Source organism: Cognatundibacterium curvum, from assembly GCF_014284235.1.
In the GTDB taxonomy this organism is placed as follows: domain Bacteria; phylum Pseudomonadota; class Gammaproteobacteria; order Burkholderiales; family Burkholderiaceae_D; genus Undibacterium; species Undibacterium curvum.
The window spans coordinates 134015-155608 of record NZ_JACOGD010000002.1; the positions used below are offsets into that span (position 1 = coordinate 134015).

At 51.4% G+C, this 21594-nt stretch carries 22 protein-coding genes, 4 tRNA genes and 1 riboswitch; of the genes, 20 read left to right on the plus strand and 6 right to left on the minus strand.

The window, feature by feature from the left end; translation table 11 throughout:
- Window positions 1–46: 46 nt before the first annotated feature.
- The 3 genes from H8K43_RS03735 (at window position 47) to H8K43_RS03745 (ending at window position 2053) form a co-directional block, all read left to right on the plus strand.
- A complete protein-coding gene (locus tag H8K43_RS03735) occupies window positions 47–643 on the plus strand; it encodes an FMN-dependent NADH-azoreductase (protein ID WP_186902633.1) in 597 nt (198 codons plus the stop codon).
- Between the two features lie 70 nt (window positions 644–713).
- Window positions 714–1586 carry a pirin family protein gene (locus tag H8K43_RS03740; RefSeq protein ID WP_186902634.1) on the plus strand — a complete coding sequence of 291 codons (873 nt, stop codon included), beginning with the start codon at window positions 714–716 and terminating at the stop codon, window positions 1584–1586.
- A 65-nt stretch (window positions 1587–1651) separates the two neighbouring features.
- Complete coding sequence (locus tag H8K43_RS03745; RefSeq protein ID WP_186902635.1) at window positions 1652–2053, plus strand: DoxX family protein; 402 nt, start codon at window positions 1652–1654, stop codon at window positions 2051–2053.
- Window positions 2054–2132: 79 nt separating this feature from the next.
- On the opposite strand, the gene ttcA is transcribed toward H8K43_RS03745, so the two are convergent.
- The 3 genes from ttcA to H8K43_RS03760 all read right to left on the minus strand — a co-directional run bounded on the left by ttcA (window position 2133) and on the right by H8K43_RS03760 (window position 4467).
- Window positions 2133–3107, minus strand: a complete 975-nt coding sequence (ttcA, locus tag H8K43_RS03750) for a tRNA 2-thiocytidine(32) synthetase TtcA (RefSeq protein ID WP_186902636.1) — start codon at window positions 3105–3107, stop codon at window positions 2133–2135.
- Window positions 3108–3235: 128 nt separating this feature from the next.
- Window positions 3236–3628 carry a dihydroneopterin aldolase gene (locus tag H8K43_RS03755; RefSeq protein ID WP_186902637.1) on the minus strand — a complete coding sequence of 131 codons (393 nt, stop codon included), beginning with the start codon at window positions 3626–3628 and terminating at the stop codon, window positions 3236–3238.
- Window positions 3629–3651: 23 nt separating this feature from the next.
- Window positions 3652–4467 carry an SDR family oxidoreductase gene (locus H8K43_RS03760; protein ID WP_186902638.1) on the minus strand — a complete coding sequence of 272 codons (816 nt, stop codon included), beginning with the start codon at window positions 4465–4467 and terminating at the stop codon, window positions 3652–3654.
- 45 nt (window positions 4468–4512) lie between these two features.
- On the opposite strand from H8K43_RS03760, the gene H8K43_RS03765 reads away from it, so the two are divergent.
- The 4 genes from H8K43_RS03765 to H8K43_RS03780 all read left to right on the plus strand — a co-directional run bounded on the left by H8K43_RS03765 (window position 4513) and on the right by H8K43_RS03780 (window position 8501).
- Window positions 4513–5688 (plus strand): class I SAM-dependent methyltransferase, encoded by a 1176-nt coding sequence (locus H8K43_RS03765; protein WP_186902639.1) that lies wholly within the window; start codon window positions 4513–4515, stop codon window positions 5686–5688.
- A 50-nt stretch (window positions 5689–5738) separates the two neighbouring features.
- Window positions 5739–5936 carry a DUF2905 domain-containing protein gene (locus H8K43_RS03770; protein WP_186882471.1) on the plus strand — a complete coding sequence of 66 codons (198 nt, stop codon included), beginning with the start codon at window positions 5739–5741 and terminating at the stop codon, window positions 5934–5936.
- 175 nt (window positions 5937–6111) lie between these two features.
- A complete protein-coding gene (locus H8K43_RS03775; protein WP_186902640.1) occupies window positions 6112–7743 on the plus strand; it encodes a tetratricopeptide repeat-containing response regulator in 1632 nt (543 codons plus the stop codon).
- Between the two features lie 119 nt (window positions 7744–7862).
- The gene (locus H8K43_RS03780; RefSeq protein ID WP_186903013.1) at window positions 7863–8501 is read left to right on the plus strand and encodes a LysE family translocator; all 639 of its coding nucleotides are present in this window, start codon (window positions 7863–7865) and stop codon (window positions 8499–8501) included.
- Between the two features lie 71 nt (window positions 8502–8572).
- Here the strand turns inward: H8K43_RS03780 and H8K43_RS03785 are convergent, their stop codons facing one another.
- The 3 genes from H8K43_RS03785 to H8K43_RS03795 are packed head-to-tail and all read right to left on the minus strand — an operon-like array spanning window position 8573 to window position 10327.
- Window positions 8573–9373: a hypothetical protein gene (locus H8K43_RS03785; RefSeq protein ID WP_186902641.1), complete on the minus strand. Its 801-nt coding sequence runs from the start codon at window positions 9371–9373 to the stop codon at window positions 8573–8575.
- Entirely contained in the window at window positions 9370–9738 is a 369-nt protein-coding gene (locus tag H8K43_RS03790) for an ArsC/Spx/MgsR family protein (RefSeq protein ID WP_186902642.1), read from the minus strand. The genes H8K43_RS03785 and H8K43_RS03790 overlap by 4 nt, the downstream gene beginning before the upstream one ends.
- 16 nt (window positions 9739–9754) lie before the next feature.
- On the minus strand, window positions 9755–10327 hold the full coding sequence (locus tag H8K43_RS03795; RefSeq protein WP_186902643.1) for a TMEM165/GDT1 family protein: 573 nt from the start codon (window positions 10325–10327) through the stop codon (window positions 9755–9757).
- An 89-nt stretch (window positions 10328–10416) separates the two neighbouring features.
- A riboswitch (yybP-ykoY riboswitch) is annotated at window positions 10417–10523 on the minus strand.
- A 418-nt stretch (window positions 10524–10941) separates the two neighbouring features.
- Here H8K43_RS03795 and H8K43_RS03800 point away from each other — a divergent pair.
- From H8K43_RS03800 to rpoB, 13 genes are all read left to right on the plus strand, one after another.
- Entirely contained in the window at window positions 10942–11664 is a 723-nt protein-coding gene (locus H8K43_RS03800) for an MgtC/SapB family protein (RefSeq protein ID WP_222610958.1), read from the plus strand.
- A gap of 153 nt (window positions 11665–11817) precedes the next feature.
- Window positions 11818–11903 (plus strand) — tRNA-Tyr (locus tag H8K43_RS03805).
- A gap of 48 nt (window positions 11904–11951) precedes the next feature.
- Window positions 11952–12025: transfer RNA gene (locus H8K43_RS03810), tRNA-Gly, on the plus strand.
- Between the two features lie 32 nt (window positions 12026–12057).
- Window positions 12058–12132 (plus strand) — tRNA-Thr (locus tag H8K43_RS03815).
- Window positions 12133–12208: 76 nt separating this feature from the next.
- Complete coding sequence (tuf, locus tag H8K43_RS03820; RefSeq protein WP_186902645.1) at window positions 12209–13399, plus strand: elongation factor Tu; 1191 nt, start codon at window positions 12209–12211, stop codon at window positions 13397–13399.
- A gap of 69 nt (window positions 13400–13468) precedes the next feature.
- A tRNA-Trp gene (locus tag H8K43_RS03825) sits at window positions 13469–13544 on the plus strand.
- 36 nt (window positions 13545–13580) lie between these two features.
- Window positions 13581–13964, plus strand: coding sequence for a preprotein translocase subunit SecE (gene secE / locus H8K43_RS03830; protein WP_186902646.1), 384 nt, complete (start codon window positions 13581–13583; stop codon window positions 13962–13964).
- Window positions 13964–14557 carry a transcription termination/antitermination protein NusG gene (gene nusG, locus H8K43_RS03835; protein WP_162021607.1) on the plus strand — a complete coding sequence of 198 codons (594 nt, stop codon included), beginning with the start codon at window positions 13964–13966 and terminating at the stop codon, window positions 14555–14557. The genes secE and nusG overlap by 1 nt, the downstream gene beginning before the upstream one ends.
- Before the next feature lie 128 nt (window positions 14558–14685).
- Window positions 14686–15117, plus strand: coding sequence for a 50S ribosomal protein L11 (gene rplK, locus H8K43_RS03840; RefSeq protein WP_162021608.1), 432 nt, complete (start codon window positions 14686–14688; stop codon window positions 15115–15117).
- The gene (gene rplA / locus H8K43_RS03845; protein WP_162021609.1) at window positions 15117–15809 is read left to right on the plus strand and encodes a 50S ribosomal protein L1; all 693 of its coding nucleotides are present in this window, start codon (window positions 15117–15119) and stop codon (window positions 15807–15809) included. Before rplK ends, rplA begins: the two co-directional genes overlap by 1 nt.
- Before the next feature lie 289 nt (window positions 15810–16098).
- Window positions 16099–16596 (plus strand): 50S ribosomal protein L10, encoded by a 498-nt coding sequence (gene rplJ / locus H8K43_RS03850; RefSeq protein WP_186902647.1) that lies wholly within the window; start codon window positions 16099–16101, stop codon window positions 16594–16596.
- Between the two features lie 59 nt (window positions 16597–16655).
- Window positions 16656–17027: a 50S ribosomal protein L7/L12 gene (gene rplL, locus H8K43_RS03855; RefSeq protein WP_162021611.1), complete on the plus strand. Its 372-nt coding sequence runs from the start codon at window positions 16656–16658 to the stop codon at window positions 17025–17027.
- 215 nt (window positions 17028–17242) lie between these two features.
- Complete coding sequence (gene rpoB, locus H8K43_RS03860; RefSeq protein ID WP_186902648.1) at window positions 17243–21349, plus strand: DNA-directed RNA polymerase subunit beta; 4107 nt, start codon at window positions 17243–17245, stop codon at window positions 21347–21349.
- Window positions 21350–21594: the final 245 nt, after the last annotated feature.

The window sequence follows — 21594 nt, forward strand, 5'->3', positions numbered from 1 at the left end:
ATCCGAAACAGCAGACTAAGTCATTCAATCAGACAAGGAAACGATCATGAAAATTTTGCAAATCAACTCCAGCGTACGTTCCGCTAACTCGCACAGTAACCGCCTGGCGGCTGAACTGAGTGCTCATTTGCTGGCGCAGCATCCGGGTGCCACATTGCAGGTGCGCGATCTGGGTGTGACACCGCATCCGGTACTGGACGAAACTGCCTTGCAAGCCTTATTCACCCCAGCCGACCAGCGCACAGAGGCGCAGCAGGCCAGAGTAGCCCAGGATGATGCACTGATTGCGGAATTGCAGGCGGCTGACAGCGTAGTGATCGGTGCACCTATGTATAACTTTGGAATTTCTGCGCAACTGAAAAACTGGATCGATGCGATTTCACGTGCCGGTGTGACTTTCCGTTATACCGCACAGGGTCCGGAAGGTTTGCTGACTGGGAAAAAAGTGTATGTGGTGTTGAGCCGTGGCGGCCTGTATCGCAATACGCCGAATGATACCCAGATGCCTTATCTGCGTGCTTTCCTGGGCTTCCTCGGTATGAGCGATGTGGAGTTTATTTATGCAGAAGGCCTGGCCATGGGGCCGGACAGTGAAGCACAGGCGCTCAGTGCTGCACGCGCAGAGATCGCACAATTGAATTAAACAAAAGCACATGGATGGTACAGGCTGATTCTGTCATATCAGCCTGATATTTAGCATGAAGGAGCAAGGTATGAACACGAATTACCAAGCTGAAGTCGTCACTCGTTCACGTCAGGTCGAGCATCTGGTCGTCGGTCAGGAAACTTCCGATGGCGCAGGTGTGAAACTGACACGCTTACTCGACCATCAGTTGCAAAAGCGCCTGGACCCTTTCCTGATGCTGGATGCCTTTGGCAGCGATCAGCCTGATGATTACATCGCCGGTTTTCCCGATCATCCGCACCGTGGCTTTGAAACCATCACCTATATGCTGACCGGTCGCATGCGCCATCGCGACAGCGCTGGCAATGAAGGCTTATTGCAAACCGGTGGTGTGCAATGGATGACCGCAGGCCGTGGTGTGATTCACTCGGAATTGCCGGAGCAAGAGTCTGGCCGTATGGCGGGTTTTCAGTTATGGCTGAATTTACCGGCGCAGGACAAGATGTGCGCGCCCTGGTATCGCGATATCCAGCGTGAGCAGATTCCTGAACTGCGTACTGAGCAGGACGTGCTGGTGCGGGTGATTGCCGGTGCCAGCCACGGAGTGAAGGGCGCGGTGCAAAGAGCGCATACCCAGCCGCTGTATCTGGATATTCATAGCCCAGATGGTGCCAGCTTTACGCAGGCACTGCCAGCCACGATGAATGCGTTTGTGGTGGTGTATGAAGGCGCATTGCAGGTGCAGGGAACCAGGGTGGCCGCCGGACAAATGGCGATACTGAACAATGCGCCGGAGTCTGATGGTGTGCAGTTCCAGGCGGTCGGTGCGACCCGCGCGATTCTGGTGGCTGGGCAGCCGCTGCATGAGGCGATAGTGCAGTACGGCCCGTTTGTGATGAACAGCCAGCAGGAAATTATGCAGGCGATTGATGATTACCGCCGCGGCGCGTTCGCCGCGTAAACCTCGCGACTGATGGGCATGGCTATATGCGCTTCGCGAACTGATTCATTTGAAAGGAAATAAACATGACATTTTTAGAAAAAACTGGCCCCCTGTTTGGGCGCGTATTGATCGCTCTGATTTTCGTGCTGTCAGGCGTCAGCAAAATCACCGGCTTTGATGGCACGGCAGGCTATATCGCTAGCAAAAATCTGCCTTTCCCTGCACTGGCTGCCGTTGCGGCAATCGTGGTGGAACTGGGTGGTGGCTTACTCTTGATGCTGGGCTGGCGTGCCCGTCTGAGTGCAGCGGCAATGGCATTATTCACGATTGCGGCTGCGGTGCTGTTTCATGACTTCTGGGCAGCGGCACCGGATGCGGCACAAAACCAGATGATCCACTTTATGAAAAATCTGTCCATGGCCGGTGGCTTGCTGATGGTGGTGGTACATGGCAGCGGACCGCTGAGCGTGGATCGTCAGGATTGAATACAGTCTGCCTTGAAAATAAAAAACGCTGATACAAGATCAGCGTTTTTTTTCATTCAGTCTGAACTGCTGCCGCGTATCAGTCCTGATCGAGTTGCAGTTGTATCACGCCAGTTGCAGGTGTCGCGCAGGGTTCATCGTCAAATGCGATATCGCCGTTGGGGTTGGCATTGCCATCGAGTTTCAAGTCCTGGAAGTTGAACAGATTTCTGTCCATCAGATGCGAAGGCGCGACGGTGGATAAAGCAGAGAAAATATTATCGACGCGACCAGGATGTTTCTTTTCCCATTCGCGCATCAGGTTTTTGATTTGCTTACGCTGCAGGTTTTCCTGCGATCCGCACAGATCGCAAGGAATGATAGGGAATTGCCGTACTTGCGCATAGCGTTCGGTATCGGCTTCTTTCACATAGGCCATAGGGCGGATCACGATATGTTTGCCATCATCCGATTGCAGTTTGGCTGGCATACCTTTGAGTTTTCCACCGAAGAACATATTCAGGAAAAAGGTTTCCATGATGTCGTCGCGATGATGGCCGAGTGCGATTTTGGTCGCACCCAGTTCATCGGCTACCCGGTACAAAATGCCACGGCGCAGCCGTGAGCACAGTGAGCAGGTGGTTTTGCCTTCCGGGATCAGACGCTTAACGATGCTATAAGTGTCCTGATTTTCAATGTGATACGGGATACCGATTTTTTCCAGATAAGCAGGCAGTATATCGGCCGGGAAATTCGGCTGCTTTTGATCCAGATTGACGGCCACGATCTCGAAGTTGATAGGTGCGCGTTCGCGCAGCGTCATCAGAATATCGAGTAAGGCATAACTGTCCTTGCCGCCGGACAGACAGACCATGACCTTATCGCCTTCTTCTATCATATTGAAATCGCCTATGGCCTGACCGACCAGGCGGCACAAACGTTTGTGCAGCTTATTGTTTTCGTAGGCGATTTTTTCTGCTGATTTGCTAGCTGACTGGGCGGCTGACTGAGCTGTGGATTCAGCAGCTGCGGCTTCGCTGGCGCCGGGTGTGAGGGATACGTTCAAGGCTTGCATGGTCTGACTCTGGTTTTACTGTTGAATTGCTGGTGCTGGATGCGCAGGCATCGCTTACGGTAAGGCAGGGCGACGAAAATTATCTGTACCGCTGGTGATGCGCTTGCCGTAAGAGATTTACTGAGGTCTTATTCTTTGATCTGGAAAACTTCTACGCCTACGCCTTCACAATCCGGATAGACATCCGGTTTCATGGTGGAAACACAGACTGCGCGTACCCGTGGATGGGCCAGCATGCTGCGTGCCACATCATCACATAAAGTTTCCTGCAAATGAATATGGCCTTGCGCTACCCGTGCCGCGATGGTGCCACGCATGAAATCATAATCCACGACTTCATCGAGCAAATCATCTTTTGGCGTCGACAAGGCCAGCGGGATATACAGATCGACATTGATCAGTACGCGCTGTTCGCCTTTTTTTTCAAATTCATGCACACCGATATTGATGTTGACTTCATAGTTGCGCAGGAACAGACGACGGCAATCGGTCAGTTGTGGGTGGTGCAGGACGGATAACATAAAAAGCTCGATTCTTAGAAAAGTTAACTGAGGTTACCGGTATTCGCAGTCGCGACGAACATCACATCACGCTGCAAAGGAATTAAATGCTGGCCGCCATCGACCAGGATAGTTGTGCCGGTGATGGCCGGGCTGTCTGCCACAAAGCACACGGTGCGCGCGATATCGTCCGGCGTACTGGAACGTCCCAGTGGTGTGACCTGGTGGGCTTGCGTAAAATCGGCCTCACTCTGATGCCCCGATACCATGGTAATGCCGGGTGCTACGCCGACTACCCTGACGCGGGGTGCCAGCGCTTGTGCCAGCGTGGTCGTCGCGCATTGTAATGCGGCTTTGGATAAGGTGTACGATAAAAAATCAGGATTCAGATTGAACAGCTTCTGATCCAGTAACTGGATGGCACAACTCTGACCGTGTTCCGGCGTGGCAGCATACAGTGCCTGGGTCAGGGTAATGGGTGCTGCCAGATTGGCATGCATATGCCGGTCCAGCGCAGCATGACTGAAGCTGTGCACATCATCTTCTTCAAACAGGGATGCATTATTGACCACGCAATTTATGCCACCCAGCGTGGCGATCACTTGCGGCAGCAAGGCGCGGGTCGCTGCTTCATCGCTTAAATCGCAAGCGAATGCAGCAGCACGGCGGCCCATGGCCTGAATCTCTGCCACTACCTCGGCTGCCTCGCTGCCTGAACGGCCATAATGCACGGCCACGTCCCAGCCTTGCCCGGCCAGGGCGAGGGCAATGTGGCGACCTATGCGTTTGGCCGCACCGGTCACCAGGGCAACGCGTGCGGTGGTGGAACCGGTCGGCGCTTCAATATGCTTGCTGCTCATGGAAATTCTTCACAGAGTTGTTACGGTTTTCAATACAATGCCGGTATGCAAAAATTATCTCTACCTTTACCGGCGCCGGATGCGCTTGCAGCTTCACAAGCTTTGCAACAACGGATTTTGGACGAACTGGCCCAGCATCAGGGCTGGCTGCCTTTTTCACGCTATATGGAGCTGGCGCTGTATGCACCCGATCTGGGGTATTACAGTGGCGGTGCAACAAAATTAGGCAAAGACGGCGATTTTACAACGGCGCCGGAAATGACGCCGCTGTTTGGTGCCACGCTGGCGCAATTTTATGCGCAGTGCCTGCCACAGATCAGTGCTCAGGTCATGGAGTTTGGCGCTGGCAGCGGCAAGCTCGCGAGAGACTTTCTGAGCGAATGCCGTACAGCAGGTATCGCGATAGAGCGCTATTTTATCGTGGAATTGTCTGGCGAACTGCGTGCCCGTCAGGAAGAATATCTGAAAGATTTTGCTGAAGTGCAGTGGCTGCCCGCGATGCCAGAGGCATTTTCCGGACTGGTGTTGGGCAATGAAGTGCTGGATGCGATGCCGGTCGACCTGTTGCGCAAGACGGCTAATGGCTGGCGCGAAGTGGGTGTGGCCTTGAATACCAGCGAGCACCAGCCTGCTTTGCACTTTGTTGAGCGCGACTGCAATGCGGCGCGCACGGCCCAGATCCCGGATGCCGATACGCTGCAGGAAGGCTACCTGACTGAAGTCCACGCGGTTGCGATTGGCTTTATGCATAGCCTTTCTGCCATGCTGCAGGCCGGGCAGGCGCAGACCGGTAAAGCAGCTGCAGCCTTGCTGATCGACTATGGTTTCCCGGCGCGTGAGTATTATCATCCGCAGCGGCATCAGGGCACGCTGATGTGTCACTATCGTCATCACGCCCATCCTGATCCCTTTTATCTGCCGGGTTTGCAGGATATTACGGCTCATGTGGACTTTACTGCGATGGCTCAGGCCGCACTGGATAGCGGTCTGCACTTGCATACGTATGCGAGCCAGGCTGGTTTCCTGATACAGGCTGGTATCGCACAAGTGTTGGCGCGTACTTCCGCCGAACAGGTGATGCAGTATCTGCCGCAGGCCAATGCTTTGCAAAAACTGGTGTCGCCAGCAGAAATGGGTGAATTATTTAAAGTATTGCTGGTTGGGACAGAACTTAGTCTGCCTGCTACTTTGCTGCAGCAAGACCGCTCACATCGTCTGTAATACATCCGCCAGCTATAGTATGGCTGGCTGATTCCGATTTGGAGTGCACTATGTTTCGCTGGTTTCTCACGCTGTTTCTGGTGGTGATCGTCTTATCCAGCCTGCTGCCCTGGCTGGAAAAGCTGGGCATAGGCCGCTTGCCCGGTGACCTGCGTTTTCGCCTGTTCGGCAAGCAGTTTTCGTTTCCGTTCGCCTCAACCATTCTGATCACGCTGTTCGTGCTGGCGCTCGCCAGAATCCTCAAATAAGCATGGATAAGTTGCCTAAACACAGCATTTTTTCTGCAAACAGCGCAACATGCATAAAGTTCCGCGCAGCACTGCCGTCACATGCATATAATGAATCCGGCGTCAGGCCATCGGTGTATTGCATCCGGCGCAGCTATTTCTGGCAATCAGTAAAATAATTAAGCTAAAGGTTGAAATGAGCGAACTCAGTGACATCAGGGCATTGCTCATTGAACCGCATCAGGGCATGCGGGTCAGTTTGCACAATATGCTGAATTTGTGTGGTATCACCAAAATCGAGCATGCGCTCACTGCCGGTACGGCGGTGCGGTCGATACAGAATAAGGTCTATGACCTGATCCTCTGTGAATACGACCTGGGCGTCGGTCAGGATGGTCAGCAACTGCTGGAAGATATGCGCCATCATAAGCTGGCTCCCTTATCCACCATCTTCATCATGGTCACGGCCGAGCGCAGCTACGCGAAAGTCGTCAGTGCCGCCGAGCTCGCTCCGTCTGATTATCTGCTCAAGCCTTTTACTGCTGACACTTTGCTGGAGCGTGTGATCAAAGCCTTAGAAAAACGTCGCGCTTTTGTTGACGTGCACGCACTGATGGAAGAAGGTAATCCAACTGAGGCAATTGTAGCCTGCCATCATGGAGAGCGCGATTATCCTAAGTATGCAGTCGACTTTATGCGTTTGCGCGCCGAGTTACACGTGGTGCTGGGTGAAGCGGTCGAAGCCGAAGCCTTATACACCCAGTTATTCGAATTAAAAGCCGTGGCCTGGGCACGGCTGGGTTTAGCGAAGACCTTGTACATGCAAGGTAAATATCAGGAAGCGGAAGCTATCCTGAAAAATCTGGTCGCTGAAAATAATAAATACATGGATGCCTATGACTGGCTGGCGAAAACCCATGAAATGATAGGCCAGTTGCCAGAAGCGAAAGAAGTGCTGGATACCGCCGTCAGCGTGTCGCCGCATGCGGTGCGGCGTCTGCGCAATCTGGGCCGGATTGCGATGGAAACCGGCGATATAGAAACTGCAGAAAATGTATTTAAAAAGGTAGTCAGTAAGGCCAAATTTTCTGAATTCCGCGACCCTGAAGATCACCTGAATCTGGTTGGTGCGCTGGTCAAAAAAGGCGATACCGATCAGGCCAAATCAGTGATACGCGACATGGAAAAAAACATGGTCGGCCTCAAAAAGACCGCTGCCTGCCGCGCGATTTCTGCTGCGATGGTGCACGCCAAAACCGGTGATAAGCGCCTGACCGAAGAATTGGATAATGCGGTGGTCGCCTCACGCGAGGATATCGGCCTGTCCACCAATGCCAAACTGGGTCTGGCGAAAAGCTGCCTGGACAATAATCAGGAAGGTCAGGCGTCCGAAATCGTCCTGGATGTGATGAAAAATGCCAGTAACCAGCGCATGATGGCACGTGCTATGGGCGTGTTTGAAAGCGCAGGTAAAGGACATCTTGCCAAAGAATTAGCGCAGCGTAGCCAGAAAGAAGTGATGGATCTGGTGGCGCTGGGGGTACAAAAAGCGAAGCAGGGCGACTTCCGTGGCTCGGTTGAACTGATGACTGCTGCTGCTAAAAAATCGCCTGATAACCCACAGGTGGTGCTGAATGCGGCGTTGGCTGCATTGAAATGCCTGGAAAATATGGGTTGGGACAGCACCATAGGAGAACAGGCAAGGAGTCTGATTGAGGCTGGTCGCCGTCTGGATCCTATGAATCCGCGTCTGAAAGCGATCCGTGGTTTGTATGACGAACTGCAGAAAAAATATGGCTTGGCGGTCAACCGTACTGCCAAAACCTGAGGTATTTCGCCGTAGGCCAACGGCTGTGGCTGGCCTTGAGCGCATTGACGCTTGCATGTCCTGAACCCTATCCGGCGCATATCGCCTACAATCAGGATTTTTCTTTGCCGGAGTTTGTGATGAGTTTTGCCACCTGGTTTGCCTTTGTCATTGCCGCTTGCGTGATCGCGATTTCGCCGGGTTCCGGCGCTGTATTATCCATGTCGCATGGTCTGAATTACGGTGTGCGCCGTACCAGTGTCACCATTATGGGTTTGCAGGCCGGTTTGCTGATGATACTGGCGATTGCCGGTGCTGGCGTGGGTTCTATCTTGCTAGCCTCTGAACTGGCATTCAGCATTGTCAAGGTGGTTGGTGCTTTGTATCTGATCTATCTGGGCTGGATGCAATGGCGTACCCGCGTCACACAGGGCATGCTGCAAGATGCGGCTGACAAGGTGGTGCCCTCTGTGAGACGCCGCTTTCTGACCGGCTTTCTGACCAATGCGACCAATCCTAAGGGCATCATTTTTATGGTGGCCGTGTTGCCGCAATTCATATCGCAACAGGCGCCGCTGTTACCGCAACTCCTTATACTGGCTGTGACTATGTGCACGGTAGACCTGATTGTCATGCATAGCTATGCATTTGCTGCTTCCGGGGCGCAAAAGTATTTCCGTGATGAGCGCTGGCTGCAGAGGCAGAACCGTTTTTTTGGCGGCATACTGATGGCGATCGGCGCTGCGCTGTTCTTTGTGAAACGTAGTCCGGCAAACTGAACAGCTATCCCACACAGACGGCAGCTCACTTTGTTGGGTTGCCGCCTTTGTTTCTCCGCTTTGACTTGAATTTACTCGCTTAAAGGGATGCCCTGCTTTTTGGCCAGCGCATCAATGTCCTGCCAGATGGTCATCTGATTCAGTAAGCGGCTGGCCGGGTCTATCATGGCTGCCAGATTAAAGAAGCGTTCCAGCGAGGTCTCGTCAAAATTCATGGATTGCGAAAAATTAATGCGGCCGTATTGTTTGTGAAATGCATGCAGCAAATCGGCTGGCGCATCTTTATGCCATGCCTGCATTAAACCACCTACCATCAGTGCGCAGTCGGTAGTTTGTTCCAGACTGCGTGCACTGCGTGCCGTAGCGACATCGCGGAAGTCCAGCAGACGCGGGAAGAACACCTGGCGTACCCAGCTGGCCGGAATGCCATCCGGGCGCTGCAGACTGGCGCTGCGCCAGTATTTCCAGCTCTTTTCCGTCTCGTGCGCAGCGACAAACTGCGGATCGGCCAGCAGCAGGCAGTCTTCACCCAGTTCTATATCCAGTACCACTGGCAAGCCCGCCTGATGGCCTATGTCATCCACACCGGCCAACACAGGCTTACTGCCTTTCTGTTCCTGCAGCGCGTTGACAAAAGCGCCCATCACTTCGGCGTGTTGCTGATGTAATTCGCTGGTATTTTTGCAAAATGCAGCACAGGCGGCGTAATAAGCCATTAATTCGCCGACGAAAATTCCGCCACTCAGGTGGTGATTTTCCAGTCCCAGGCGCTGGGTGTCATGGCTGATACCCTGGCGTAGTATGGTGTACAGCTGATTCGTGGTGCAGCCAAACTTTACTTTGCTGCCAGCAGCAAGTCTGAATTCGCTCATGGATTTACTTTCTGAAATAAGCCGAGCGCGAGCTCGGGTGGACGTGCGATGACAGCCTGTCCACGATAGCTGACGATAGGTCGCTGTAATAATTTAGGGGTGGTCACGATGGCTTGCAGCGCGCGCAAACTGTCTGCGTCCGCCAGGCTGGCGGCACTGTACTCCTCTTCATTCGGGCGCAACATCGCTTGTACATCGCCACCTAGCTGTGTGAGCAGCGTTTGTAACTGCTCCAGTGTCAGTGGCGTCTTTTGGTAGTCGATGACTTCCAGGCTTAATTGCTGTTCACTTGCGATCTGTTCTAGCAGAGCCAGTGTTTCGCGTGATTTGGAGCAACGTGGATTATGGTAGAGCTGTATCATCATTATTCTTTAGCATTCTTTACAGAAAACGGTCACCGGCACCTGCCAGTACCAGGCAACCAAGCACGGCGAATACAGTTGCGGCGATCCAGCGTACCAGCTTAAACGGAAAATTAGGTGACGCCACTTTACCCAAAAACACTGCCGGTACGTCGGCAATCAGCATGCCCAGCGTCGTGCCCGCAATGACGCTGAGCAGCGCTTCATACTTTGCTGCCAGTGCGACTGTGGCGAGCTGGGTTTTATCGCCCATTTCAGCCAGGAAGAAAGTCACACAGGTCAGTAAAAAGACGCCGTAGCGGCCATCCTGGATGCCCTCATCATCCATGTCGTCCGGCTTTAAAGTCCAGGCTGCAATAGCGATAAATGAGAGTCCCAGTCCCCAGCGTAACCAGTCTGCAGGTATATGGCTGGCTACCCAGCTACCAATTAACCCGGCCAGCGCATGGTTGGCCAGAGTTGCGACCAGTATCCCCAAAATAATGGGGGCAGGTTTTTTATACCTCGCTGCCAGTAACAGCGCAAGCAATTGGGTTTTATCGCCGATTTCACCGACGGTGACAGCGAGTGCAGAGACGAAAAATGCTTCCATGAGTATATTTGGGACGGGGCGGACTGGCCAATGACAGCAGCACGCCGCCCCATCCCTGGAAACGCCATGCGACTATCAAAGGTCTTGCGAAATCCACGCATAATCGCAGATCCGGCGCACCATGACGAACCCGTCAAGTATGTTGATGCGCCGTCTTCAGCTGGGCTGAAGCTGGCTACTCCCCAATGATTGAGAGCGCGCATTATAGCTCAGGCGATCAGTCTCGCATGGAAAAAATCAAACACTGTTGTGCCTGGCGTAAGCATGAAAATGTCGCAACTAATTAGCTTTTTTCGCTTGTAAGCAGGATTTTAAATTTGGCTTGTTGATATTGTAGCCTGCAAGAAAACTGGGCACTTATTTCTCTAAGTCATTGCTATAAAAGGGGATTGGAGAGAGCGGGTGCTTACATATAGATGAAATTCTTGCTCGTCAGCTTAGCTTTTACATAGTGTGTACAACGCAGTGGCGGTACTGTCCAGGGTTGTGCAAATCTGGCCTTACACCGTTGTGGGCGTGGAAAGTGTCATGTCATGAAATAGGGGGTGATACACTGAAATTCTATAAATTATTTTATCCGGATGTGCAAAGTGGATGTCTATCTGAATCATTTCATGAGCTTTTGGTCGGCAGCAGAGATTAATGCGAATCTGATCATTTTTCTCAATATTTTCGGCGCGATGCTGCTGGGATTTGTGGTGGGCTATGAGCGTTCCTACCATGGCAGGGCAGCGGGAATGCGCACATATGGACTGGTGTGCATGGCCTCGGCTGCGCTGGTCGTCATTGCTGGCTATCCTGACTTCTGGTTTGGCGGCAGGGCGCTGGCACCGATGAATCTGGATCCTTCACGCACTATCCAGGGCATAGTCACTGGCATAGGCTTTCTGGGTGCGGGTGTGATCATGAAGGAAGGTTTCACGATCAGCGGGCTCACCACGGCAGCCTCGGTCTGGGCCTCATCGGCCATCGGTATCCTGGTTGGCGTAGGCTTTTATGCCGCTGCGATACTGCTGGCGCTGTTGTCTGCTGCCTGTATGGTTTGGGTGCATAAACTGGAAGCCTGGTTACCTGCCCGTGCTGCGATTGCTATCACCCTGCGTTTTCAGCCCGGCGTGCAGCCGGACGAGACAGATTTGATCGCTATGGCGGAGCGGCATGGGTATGAACTGGCTGAAGGCACGCTCGCGATTGCTATGCAGGCAGGCTGTGCAGAATGGCGCTTTGTCGCTGTTGCGCTGGACCGTCGCTCTGCCAGCCCGCTGGCTGTACTTTCCCATGATTTTCAGCAAAAACCGTACATAGACTCCTTTCAGCTCAATCACGCGAGAAATTAAGCTGGCTGCTGAAAAACAGGCCTGCATAGGAAAAGTGTGCTGTTTTCTCGTCATTTCATTGTTAATAAAATAAATTTTTATCGTTTTTTGACTCTTTTTAGAAAACAGCCTTGACAGGTGTGAGGTCGATCTATATAGTTCGGGATTCCCTGCGGAGAGGTGGCCGAGTGGTTAATGGCAGCAGACTGTAAATCTGCCCTCTTGCGAGTACGCTGGTTCGAATCCAGCCCTCTCCACCAGGTAAAGAATTTTAAAGAATTTGTATTGCGGCTGAAGTGGTAGCCCCTGCGGGTGTAGCTCAATGGTAGAGCTGAAGCCTTCCAAGCTTATGACGAGGGTTCGATTCCCTTCACCCGCTCCAGTTTTTTGCATCGCTATTGTGCGAAACAAGCTGCCCTTGTAGCTCAGTGGTAGAGCACTCCCTTGGTAAGGGAGAGGCCACGTGTTCAATCCACGTCAAGGGCACCACTAAAGCTGGTGTTTCAAGTCTGAAGTCGTCGGGCGCGTGCCTGAGTATTCTCATCAAAATCGTTAGGAGTCCAAAATGGCAAAAGGTAAGTTCGAACGCACCAAGCCGCACGTGAACGTCGGTACAATTGGTCACGTTGATCACGGTAAAACTACACTGACAGCAGCGATCGCGACAGTTCTGTCCGCAAAATTCGGCGGCGAAGCGAAGAAATACGACGAAATCGACGCAGCACCAGAAGAAAAAGCACGTGGTATTACAATTAACACTGCACACGTAGAATACGAAACAGCAAGCCGTCACTACGCACACGTTGACTGCCCAGGCCATGCTGACTATGTTAAAAACATGATCACTGGTGCAGCGCAGATGGACGGCGCGATCCTGGTTTGCTCCGCAGCAGACGGCCCAATGCCACAAACACGTGAGCACATCCTGTTGGCTCGCCAGGTTGGCGTTCCATACATCATCGTTTTCCTGAACAAATGCGACATGGTTGATGACGCTGAGTTGCTGGAACTGGTTGAAATGGAAGTACGTGAATTACTGTCCAAATACGAATTCCCAGGCGACGATCTGCCTATCATCCAAGGTTCCGCAAAACTGGCGCTGGAAGGCGACAAAGGCGCGTTGGGCGAAGAAGCGATCATGAAACTGGCGGATGCACTGGATAGCTACATTCCTACGCCAGAGCGCGCAGTTGACGGTACATTCCTGCTGCCAGTTGAAGACGTATTCTCCATCTCTGGTCGCGGTACAGTGGTAACAGGCCGTGTTGAGCGTGGTATCGTTAAAGTCGGCGAAGAGATCGAAATCGTTGGTATCAAAGACACAGTCAAAACAACATGTACTGGCGTTGAAATGTTCCGCAAACTGCTGGACCAGGGTCAGGCAGGCGACAACGTAGGTGTTCTGCTGCGCGGTACTAAGCGTGAAGACATCCAGCGTGGTCAGGTATTGGCGAAACCAGGTTCGATCAAGCCACATGCACATTTCACAGGCGAGATCTACGTTCTGTCGAAAGATGAAGGCGGCCGTCATACACCATTCTTCAATAACTACCGTCCACAGTTCTACTTCCGTACAACGGACGTAACTGGTTCGATCGAGTTGCCAGCAGACAAAGAAATGGTTATGCCAGGTGACAACGTATCGATCACAGTAAAACTGATCAACCCAATCGCGATGGAAGAAGGCTTGCGCTTCGCTATCCGTGAAGGTGGTCGTACAGTCGGTGCAGGCGTTGTTGCTAAAATCATCGAGTAATTTGTAGTAATGAATCAAGCGCGGCAACCTGTTCTGGTTGCCGCTCAAATTCAGCCAGTTTCAAAATGTAGGGGTGTAGCTCAATTGGCAGAGCGACGGTCTCCAAAACCGTAGGCTGGGGGTTCGATTCCCTCCGCCCCTGCCACCATCAAAGCCGCAGGGCGCCGAAAGTAAATACAGTATGTCTAATCATTCCGTCCAGACAGTCAGTACCTCCAATGACAAATATAAAGTCATTCTGGCGGTTTTTGCTGTAGTTGCTGGAATTGCTGCATTTTATGTTCTTGCTGGTCAGTCTACCTGGGTGCGCGCTGCTGCACTGGTGGCCGGTCTGGTAATTGCAGGTGGTTTGTTGGCAGTCTCAGATCTGGGACGCAATTTTGTTGAATTTGCTAAAGAATCTGTTCGTGAAACCAAGAAAGTAGTTTGGCCTACCCGTAAGGAAGCAGGTCAGATCACCGCAGTTGTTTTTGGTTTTGTGCTGGTGATGGCAATTTTCCTTTGGGGAACAGATAAATTCCTCGAGTTTATGTTGTATGACGTAATCCTTGGATGGAAAAAATAATGAGCGAAAACATTCAGGAAAACGAACAAGGTACAGCGCCAGTGGTGTCTGTGCCTAAAAGCGCTAAAAGATGGTACGCCGTCCATGCGTATTCCGGTATGGAAAAAAGTGTTCAGCGCGCTCTGGTTGAGCGGATTGAACGTGCAGAAATGCAGGACAAATTTGGCCGCATTCTGGTTCCTACTGAAGAAGTTATCGAGGTCCGTAACGGCCGTAAGGCAGTGACTGAGCGCAGGCTGTTTCCAAGCTATGTATTCGTCGAAATGGAAATGACTGACGATACCTGGCATTTGGTGAAAAATACCAGCAAGGTGACCGGCTTTATCGGTGGTAAATCAAATAAACCATCTCCTATCCCTCAGCATGAAGTGGATAAGATACTGCAACAGATGCAGGATGGCGTAGAAAAACCAAGACCAAAAGTCTTGTATGAAGTAGGTGAAGTGGTTCGTATTAAAGAAGGCCCATTCACAGACTTCAACGGCAGCGTGGAAGAAGTGAATTACGAGAAATCGAAAGTCCGCGTCACCGTGACTATTTTTGGTCGTGCGACACCAGTAGAACTGGAATTCGCTCAGGTAGAAAAAGTCTGATCAGAATAAAAGAATTAATCGTCAATCAGTACGATGAAAGCAGTAATTCAGAAACTGATGCAAGCCGAGGAGCCTGGCAGTAGCAGCATCAAGTCAGGCGCTAATACTCATTTTATTTAGGAGCCAACATGGCAAAGAAAATTATTGGTTTTATCAAGCTGCAAGTGCCAGCTGGTAAAGCAAATCCATCCCCACCTATCGGTCCAGCTCTGGGTCAACGTGGTTTGAATATCATGGAATTCTGCAAAGCGTTCAACGCGCAGACCCAAGGTATGGAACCAGGCATGCCAATTCCTGTTGTGATCACCGCATTTGCTGACAAGTCTTTCACATTCGTGATGAAGACTCCTCCAGCAACATACATGATCAAAAAAGCAGCTGGCATCACTAAAGGTTCTGCTAAGCCACATACCGACAAAGTTGGTAAGATCACTCGTGCTCAAGCTGAAGAAATCGCTAAAGTTAAAGCAAAAGATCTGACAGCAGCTGATATGGACGCAGCAGTCCGTACTATCGCTGGTTCTGCCCGTTCTATGGGTATCACGGTGGAGGGTCTGTAATGGCTAAGTTATCTAAAAAAGCAAAGTTGCTCGCAACTAAAGTTGATCGTCTGAAAGTTTACTCTTTCGACAATGCAGTTACTCTGATCAAAGAGTGCGCAACAGCAAAATTCAACGAATCCATCGACGTTTCCGTACAACTGGGTGTAGATCCTAAGAAATCTGACCAGGTTGTTCGTGGCGCAGTTGTGTTGCCAGCAGGTACAGGTAAAACTGTACGTGTAGCGGTATTCGCTCAAGGTGCAAAAGCTGAAGAAGCGAAAGCAGCCGGTGCTGATATCGTTGGTATGGAAGATCTGGCAGAACGCGTTAAAGCTGGCGACATGCCATTTGACGTAGTGATCGCCTCTCCAGACACTATGCGTATCGTTGGTACACTGGGTCAGGTACTGGGTCCACGTGGCCTGATGCCAAATCCAAAAGTTGGTACAGTTACTCCAGACGTTGCTACTGCAGTTAAAAATGCAAAAGCAGGTCAGGTTCAGTACCGTACAGATAAAGCTGGTATCATTCACACTACTATCGGTCGTAAGTCTTTTGCAGATGCAGATCTGAAAGCCAACCTGGTAGCGTTGATCGATGCTTTGAACAAAGCAAAACCAGCTTCTTCCAAAGGTGTTTACCTGCGTAAAGTTTCCATCTCTTCCACGATGGGTGCTGGCGTACGTGTTGACCACGGAAATCTGGCTTAAGTAAGTAATTAAGTCCTCATGGCTCGCGCCATGGGGCGATTCTTTGGGCTGGACAGATAGAAATATCTGTCCAGAGTGTCAAAGACCGTTGGGCTGATGTCCGTCAGGAATCAGTTAAACACCAAAGACGTAAGTCTGAGGAACCCAACGCAGATGGTGTACCCGAACAAGTTTTGTAGTGGACTGGTCCGCCAGTGAAACTCCTAACTTCGGACGCCGTGTTCGAAACGATACGAAGGAAGCATGTCATCCTGATATGCCTACTGACTATCATTAATGGAGGTTGACCGTGAGTCTCAATCTGAATGACAAAAAGGCCGTCGTCGCTGAAGTCTCTGCAAAAGTAGCAACTGCACAGACTATCGTCGTGGCTGAATATCGTGGCATCCAGGTCGGTCATTTGACGCAATTGCGTGCTTCTGCACGCGCTCAAGGCGTATACATGCGCGTGTTGAAAAACACACTGGCACGTCGCGCTGTTGAGGGAACTGCATTTGCCAGCCTCGCTTCTGAAATGACTGGTCCGTTGATTTATGCAATCTCGGAAGATGCCGTTGCAGCTGCTAAAGTCGTACAAGACTTTGCAAAAACCAACGACAAACTGGTTGTTAAAGCAGGTAACTATGCAGGCAAATCGCTGGATAAAGCTGGCGTTGTTGCATTGGCAAGCATTCCTAGCCGTGAAGTACTGTTGGCGCAAGTTGTGGGCATGATGCAGGCACCTGTATCTGCATTTGCACGCGCTCTGGCAGCTGTGGCAGCGAAGAAAGAAGCAGAAGCTGCTTAATTGCAGTTTTTGTTTCCGTCAAATACCGTATCAATGTAATTAATTAATTGGAGTTTCAAATGGCAATTAGCAAAGACGATATCCTGGAAGCCGTAGGCGCGATGTCCGTAATGGACCTGAACGACCTGGTAAAAGCTTTCGAAGAAAAATTCGGCGTATCCGCAGCAGCAGTTGCATCTGGTCCAGCAGCAGCTGGTCCTGCAGCAGCAGCTGAAGAACAAACAGAATTCACTGTTGTTCTGGCTGAAGCTGGCGCAAACAAAGTTAGCGTTATTAAAGCAGTTCGTGAAATCACCGGTCTGGGCTTGAAAGAAGCTAAAGATCTGGTTGACGGCGCACCTAAAGCAGTTAAAGAAGGTGTTGCTAAAGCTGACGCTGAAGCCGCTAAGAAAAAGCTGGAAGAAGCTGGCGCGAAAGTCGAAGTTAAGTAATTTCGCATTAAGGCAAATCTTCGGATTTGCCGAAGTCAAAGGCAGGAATCCTCTTGTAAGAGAGGGTTCCTCTTTGGCTTCTTTGTCGTTCAGGGTTGTTTAGCTGTTCATTAAGACCGAGGGCTGAGACTTGAGGTTTTTTGTCGCAGAGTTACTTGAATTTTGTGCCAGGAATCCTGAATTCTCCATCCTTCCTTGTCACTCACGGAGTGTCCATGCACTACTCATTTACTGAGAAGAAGCGTATTCGTAAATCTTTTGCGAAGCGCGCCAACGTCCACAATGTTCCGTTCTTGCTGGCGACTCAAATCGAGTCGTATAAAAGTTTCCTGCAAGAAGACAGAACGCCGGTAAACCGTAAAAATGAGGGCTTGCAGTCAGCCTTCACTTCGATTTTTCCTATCGTTTCACACAACGGGTTCGCTCGTCTCGAATTCTTGTCCTATGTTTTAGGTGATCCGGCATTTGACGTCAAGGAATGTCAACTGCGTGGTCTGACCTTTGCATCGCCACTGCGTGCGAAAGTGCGTCTGGTCATTCTGGACAAAGAATCCCCGACTAAGCCAGTCGTCAAGGAAATGAAGGAACAGGAAGTCTACATGGGCGAATTGCCTTTGATGACGACCACAGGTTCTTTTGTGATTAACGGTACTGAGCGTGTGATCGTGTCTCAGTTGCACCGTTCCCCGGGCGTGTTCTTTGAACATGACCGCGGTAAAACGCACTCCTCCGGTAAGCTGCTGTTCTCAGCACGTATTATTCCTTACCGTGGTTCCTGGCTGGATTTCGAATTCGATCCAAAAGATATTCTGTTCTTCCGTATTGACCGTCGTCGTAAGATGCCTGTCACTATCCTGTTGCGTGCTATCGGCATGAACAATGAACAGATTCTGGCGAACTTCTTCGTATTCGACAATTTCAATCTGCACAGCGATGGCGCAGAGATGGAATTCGTTGCTGAGCGTCTGCGTGGCGAAGTCGCACGTTTCGATATTACCGACAAATCCGGTAAAGTCATCGTTGCCAAAGACAAGCGTATTAACGCGAAACACGTACGTGAAATCGAAGCCGGTGGTGTTAAACACATCTCCGTACCTGAAGACTACCTGTTAGGCCGTGTACTGGCCAAGAACATCATTGATGCGGATACCGGTGAAGTCATCGCTAACGCCAACGATGAGCTGACAGAAGAGTTGTTGGGCCGTCTGCGCGATGCACGCGTGACCGATATCCAGACGCTGTACACCAATGATCTGGATCAGGGTGCTTACATTTCCCAGACTCTGCGTACTGACGATACAGCTGACCAGATGGCAGCCCGTGTTGCGATCTACCGCATGATGCGTCCTGGCGAACCGCCAACAGAAGAGTCCGTAGAAGCGCTGTTCAATGGCCTGTTCTACAGCGAAGAACGTTACGATTTGTCCGCTGTAGGCCGTATGAAGTTCAACCGCCGTATCGGCCGTGATGAACTGACTGGCGCCATGACTTTGTCTAACGAAGACGTTCTGGCTGTGATCAAGATCCTGGTTGAGCTGCGCAATGGCCGTGGCGAAGTGGATGATATAGATCACTTGGGTAACCGCCGTGTACGTTGCGTTGGTGAGCTGGCTGAGAACCAGTTCCGCGCCGGTCTGGTACGTGTAGAGCGTGCTGTTAAAGAGCGTCTGGGTCAGGCTGAAGCTGATAACCTGATGCCGCACGATCTGATCAACTCCAAGCCGATCTCTGCTGCGATCCGCGAATTCTTCGGTTCGTCCCAGTTGTCCCAGTTTATGGATCAGACTAACCCGCTGTCCGAAATCACGCATAAGCGTCGTATTTCCGCATTGGGACCTGGTGGTCTGACCCGTGAACGTGCCGGCTTTGAAGTCCGCGACGTGCATCCGACCCACTATGGCCGTGTATGCCCGATTGAGACTCCTGAAGGTCCGAACATTGGTCTGATCAACTCGCTGGCTCTGTATGCGCGTCTGAACGAATACGGCTTCCTGGAAACACCATACCGTAAAGTTATCGACAGCAAGATCACTAACCAGATCGATTATCTGTCTGCAATCGAAGAAGGTCGTTACATCATTGCTCAGGCGAATGCGACGATAGACGGCGCTGGTACATTGACCGATGAACTGGTTTCCTCCCGTCAGGCTGGTGAAACAATTCTGGTCTCTCCTGAACGCGTTCAGTACATGGACGTGGCGACAGGCCAGGTGGTTTCCGTTGCGGCTTCGCTGATTCCTTTCCTCGAACACGATGATGCGAACCGTGCGTTGATGGGTGCCAACATGCAACGTCAGGCAGTTCCATGTCTGCGTCCTGAAAAAGCTTTCGTCGGTACCGGTATCGAACGTACTGTAGCAGTTGACTCCGGTACGACCGTGCAGGCACTGCGTGGCGGTAAAGTCGATTACATCGATGCGGGCCGTATCGTTATTCGTGTGAACGATGACGAAGCGCAGGCTGGCGAAGTCGGTGTCGACATTTACAACCTGATTAAATACACACGTTCCAACCAGAACACCAATATCAACCAGCGTCCTATCGTGAAGGTCGGCGACGTGGTTGCGCGCGGTGACGTACTGGCTGACGGTGCTTCGACCGATCTGGGCGAACTGGCACTGGGTCAGAACATGCTGGTCGCGTTTATGCCTTGGAACGGCTATAACTTCGAAGATTCGATCCTGATCTCCGAAAAAGTCGTTGCTGACGACCGCTACACCTCGATTCACATCGAAGAGTTGTCCGTTGTGGCACGTGACACCAAGCTGGGTGCAGAAGAAATTACCCGCGATATCTCCAACCTGGCTGAAAATCAGCTGGCGCGTCTGGATGAATCCGGTATCGTCTACATCGGTGCTGAAGTGACTGCTGGCGACACACTGGTCGGTAAAGTGACACCAAAAGGTGAAACTCAGCTGACACCGGAAGAAAAACTGCTGCGTGCGATTTTCGGTGAAAAAGCGTCCGACGTAAAAGACACTTCCCTGCGCGTGCCTTCCGGCATGGTAGGTACGGTCATCGACGTACAGGTTTTCACCCGCGAAGGTATCCAACGCGACAAACGTGCACAACAGATTATCGATGATGAACTGAAACGCTACCGCCTCGATCTGAACGATCAGCTGCGTATCGTGGAAGGCGATGCATTCGAACGTCTGGAACGTATGCTCGAAGGTAAGATCGCTGACGGCGGCCCGAACAAACTGGCCAAAGGCACCAAGATCACTAAAGAATACCTGGCAAGCATAGACAAATATCACTGGTTCGATATTCGTCTGGCTGCTGATGATGCTGCCAATGCTCTGGTTGCGATGAAAGATTCCATCGCTGAAAAACGTCATCAGTTCGATCTGGCATTTGAAGAAAAACGTACCAAACTGACCCAGGGCGATGAATTGCCACCTGGCGTACAGAAGATGGTTAAAGTGTATCTGGCCGTTAAACGTCGCCTGCAGCCTGGTGACAAGATGGCGGGTCGTCACGGTAATAAGGGTGTGGTTTCCCGTATCGTGCCTATCGAAGATATGCCTTACATGGCTGACGGTACACCGGCTGACATCGTACTGAACCCATTGGGTGTTCCATCCCGTATGAACGTGGGTCAGGTTTTAGAAGTGCATCTGGGCTGGGCAGCAAAAGGTCTGGGCTTGCGTATCGGCGAAATGCTGAAAGCAAAAGCTAAGGTAGAAGAACTGCGTGAATTCCTGAAGAAGATTTATAACGAATCAGGTAAACAGGAAGACATCGACAGCCTGTCCGAAGTTGAGATTCTGGAATTGACGAACAACCTGAAACATGGTGTTCCGTTTGCAACGCCGGTGTTTGACGGTGCCCACGAATCTGAAATCCGTCGTATGCTGGATCTGGCTTTCCCTGACCACATCGCTGAACAACTGGGTATGACACCGTCTAAAAACCAGGTCACCCTGTTCGATGGACGTACCGGTGAAGCGTTTGAACGTAAAGTCACACTGGGTTATATGCATGTTCTCAAGCTGCATCATCTGGTTGATGATAAAATGCATGCCCGCTCGACTGGACCATACTCTCTGGTGACGCAACAACCGCTGGGTGGTAAAGCTCAGTTCGGTGGTCAGCGTTTCGGTGAGATGGAGGTTTGGGCACTGGAAGCGTACGGCGCGTCTTACGTCTTGCAAGAGATGTTGACCGTGAAGTCCGATGACGTGAATGGCCGTACCAAAGTGTACGAAAATCTCGTTAAGGGCGATCACGTGATCGACGCCGGTATGCCAGAGTCGTTCAACGTTCTGGTCAAAGAGATCCGTTCTCTGGGTATCGATATCGACCTGGAGCGCGACTGATCGCTATCACCGGCAGGAAGGCCTTCTTGCTGGTGATGCTCACAGAGCAAAGTTTTTGTAGTCTTAGTAGTAAAACCACCGCCCGAACGTGTTTCGGGCGTTGGTCATTCAGCTAGCCCGCAGTTTGGAAGTGGATTTTCGTTCCCGGTATCTGATGGAACCAGTTTTTCAAGGTAAATTCTGGCTCTCCCGTCGATGCGAACAGGGTCAGCGACGAAACAACTTCTCTTGCAGCACTATTCAGC

Excerpts from the sequence above, each read along its gene's own strand:
- secE (WP_186902646.1), top strand. The coding sequence starts at position 13,581 with ATGTCTAATCATTCCGTCCAGACAGTCAGTACCTCCAATGACAAATAT.
- nusG (WP_162021607.1), top strand. The coding sequence starts at position 13,964 with ATGAGCGAAAACATTCAGGAAAACGAACAAGGTACAGCGCCAGTGGTG.
- H8K43_RS03780 (WP_186903013.1), top strand. The coding sequence starts at position 7,863 with ATGAGTTTTGCCACCTGGTTTGCCTTTGTCATTGCCGCTTGCGTGATC.
- rplL (WP_162021611.1), top strand. The coding sequence starts at position 16,656 with ATGGCAATTAGCAAAGACGATATCCTGGAAGCCGTAGGCGCGATGTCC.
- H8K43_RS03770 (WP_186882471.1), top strand. The coding sequence starts at position 5,739 with ATGTTTCGCTGGTTTCTCACGCTGTTTCTGGTGGTGATCGTCTTATCC.
- H8K43_RS03800 (WP_222610958.1), top strand. The coding sequence starts at position 10,942 with ATGAGCTTTTGGTCGGCAGCAGAGATTAATGCGAATCTGATCATTTTT.
- H8K43_RS03775 (WP_186902640.1), top strand. The coding sequence starts at position 6,112 with ATGAGCGAACTCAGTGACATCAGGGCATTGCTCATTGAACCGCATCAG.
- H8K43_RS03785 (WP_186902641.1), bottom strand. The coding sequence starts at position 9,373 with ATGAGCGAATTCAGACTTGCTGCTGGCAGCAAAGTAAAGTTTGGCTGC.
- H8K43_RS03790 (WP_186902642.1), bottom strand. The coding sequence starts at position 9,738 with ATGATGATACAGCTCTACCATAATCCACGTTGCTCCAAATCACGCGAA.
- H8K43_RS03760 (WP_186902638.1), bottom strand. The coding sequence starts at position 4,467 with ATGAGCAGCAAGCATATTGAAGCGCCGACCGGTTCCACCACCGCACGC.
- H8K43_RS03735 (WP_186902633.1), top strand. The coding sequence starts at position 47 with ATGAAAATTTTGCAAATCAACTCCAGCGTACGTTCCGCTAACTCGCAC.
- H8K43_RS03755 (WP_186902637.1), bottom strand. The coding sequence starts at position 3,628 with ATGTTATCCGTCCTGCACCACCCACAACTGACCGATTGCCGTCGTCTG.
- rplA (WP_162021609.1), top strand. The coding sequence starts at position 15,117 with ATGGCTAAGTTATCTAAAAAAGCAAAGTTGCTCGCAACTAAAGTTGAT.
- tuf (WP_186902645.1), top strand. The coding sequence starts at position 12,209 with ATGGCAAAAGGTAAGTTCGAACGCACCAAGCCGCACGTGAACGTCGGT.
- H8K43_RS03795 (WP_186902643.1), bottom strand. The coding sequence starts at position 10,327 with ATGGAAGCATTTTTCGTCTCTGCACTCGCTGTCACCGTCGGTGAAATC.
- rpoB (WP_186902648.1), top strand. The coding sequence starts at position 17,243 with ATGCACTACTCATTTACTGAGAAGAAGCGTATTCGTAAATCTTTTGCG.
- rplK (WP_162021608.1), top strand. The coding sequence starts at position 14,686 with ATGGCAAAGAAAATTATTGGTTTTATCAAGCTGCAAGTGCCAGCTGGT.
- ttcA (WP_186902636.1), bottom strand. The coding sequence starts at position 3,107 with ATGCAAGCCTTGAACGTATCCCTCACACCCGGCGCCAGCGAAGCCGCA.
- H8K43_RS03745 (WP_186902635.1), top strand. The coding sequence starts at position 1,652 with ATGACATTTTTAGAAAAAACTGGCCCCCTGTTTGGGCGCGTATTGATC.
- H8K43_RS03765 (WP_186902639.1), top strand. The coding sequence starts at position 4,513 with ATGCAAAAATTATCTCTACCTTTACCGGCGCCGGATGCGCTTGCAGCT.
- H8K43_RS03740 (WP_186902634.1), top strand. The coding sequence starts at position 714 with ATGAACACGAATTACCAAGCTGAAGTCGTCACTCGTTCACGTCAGGTC.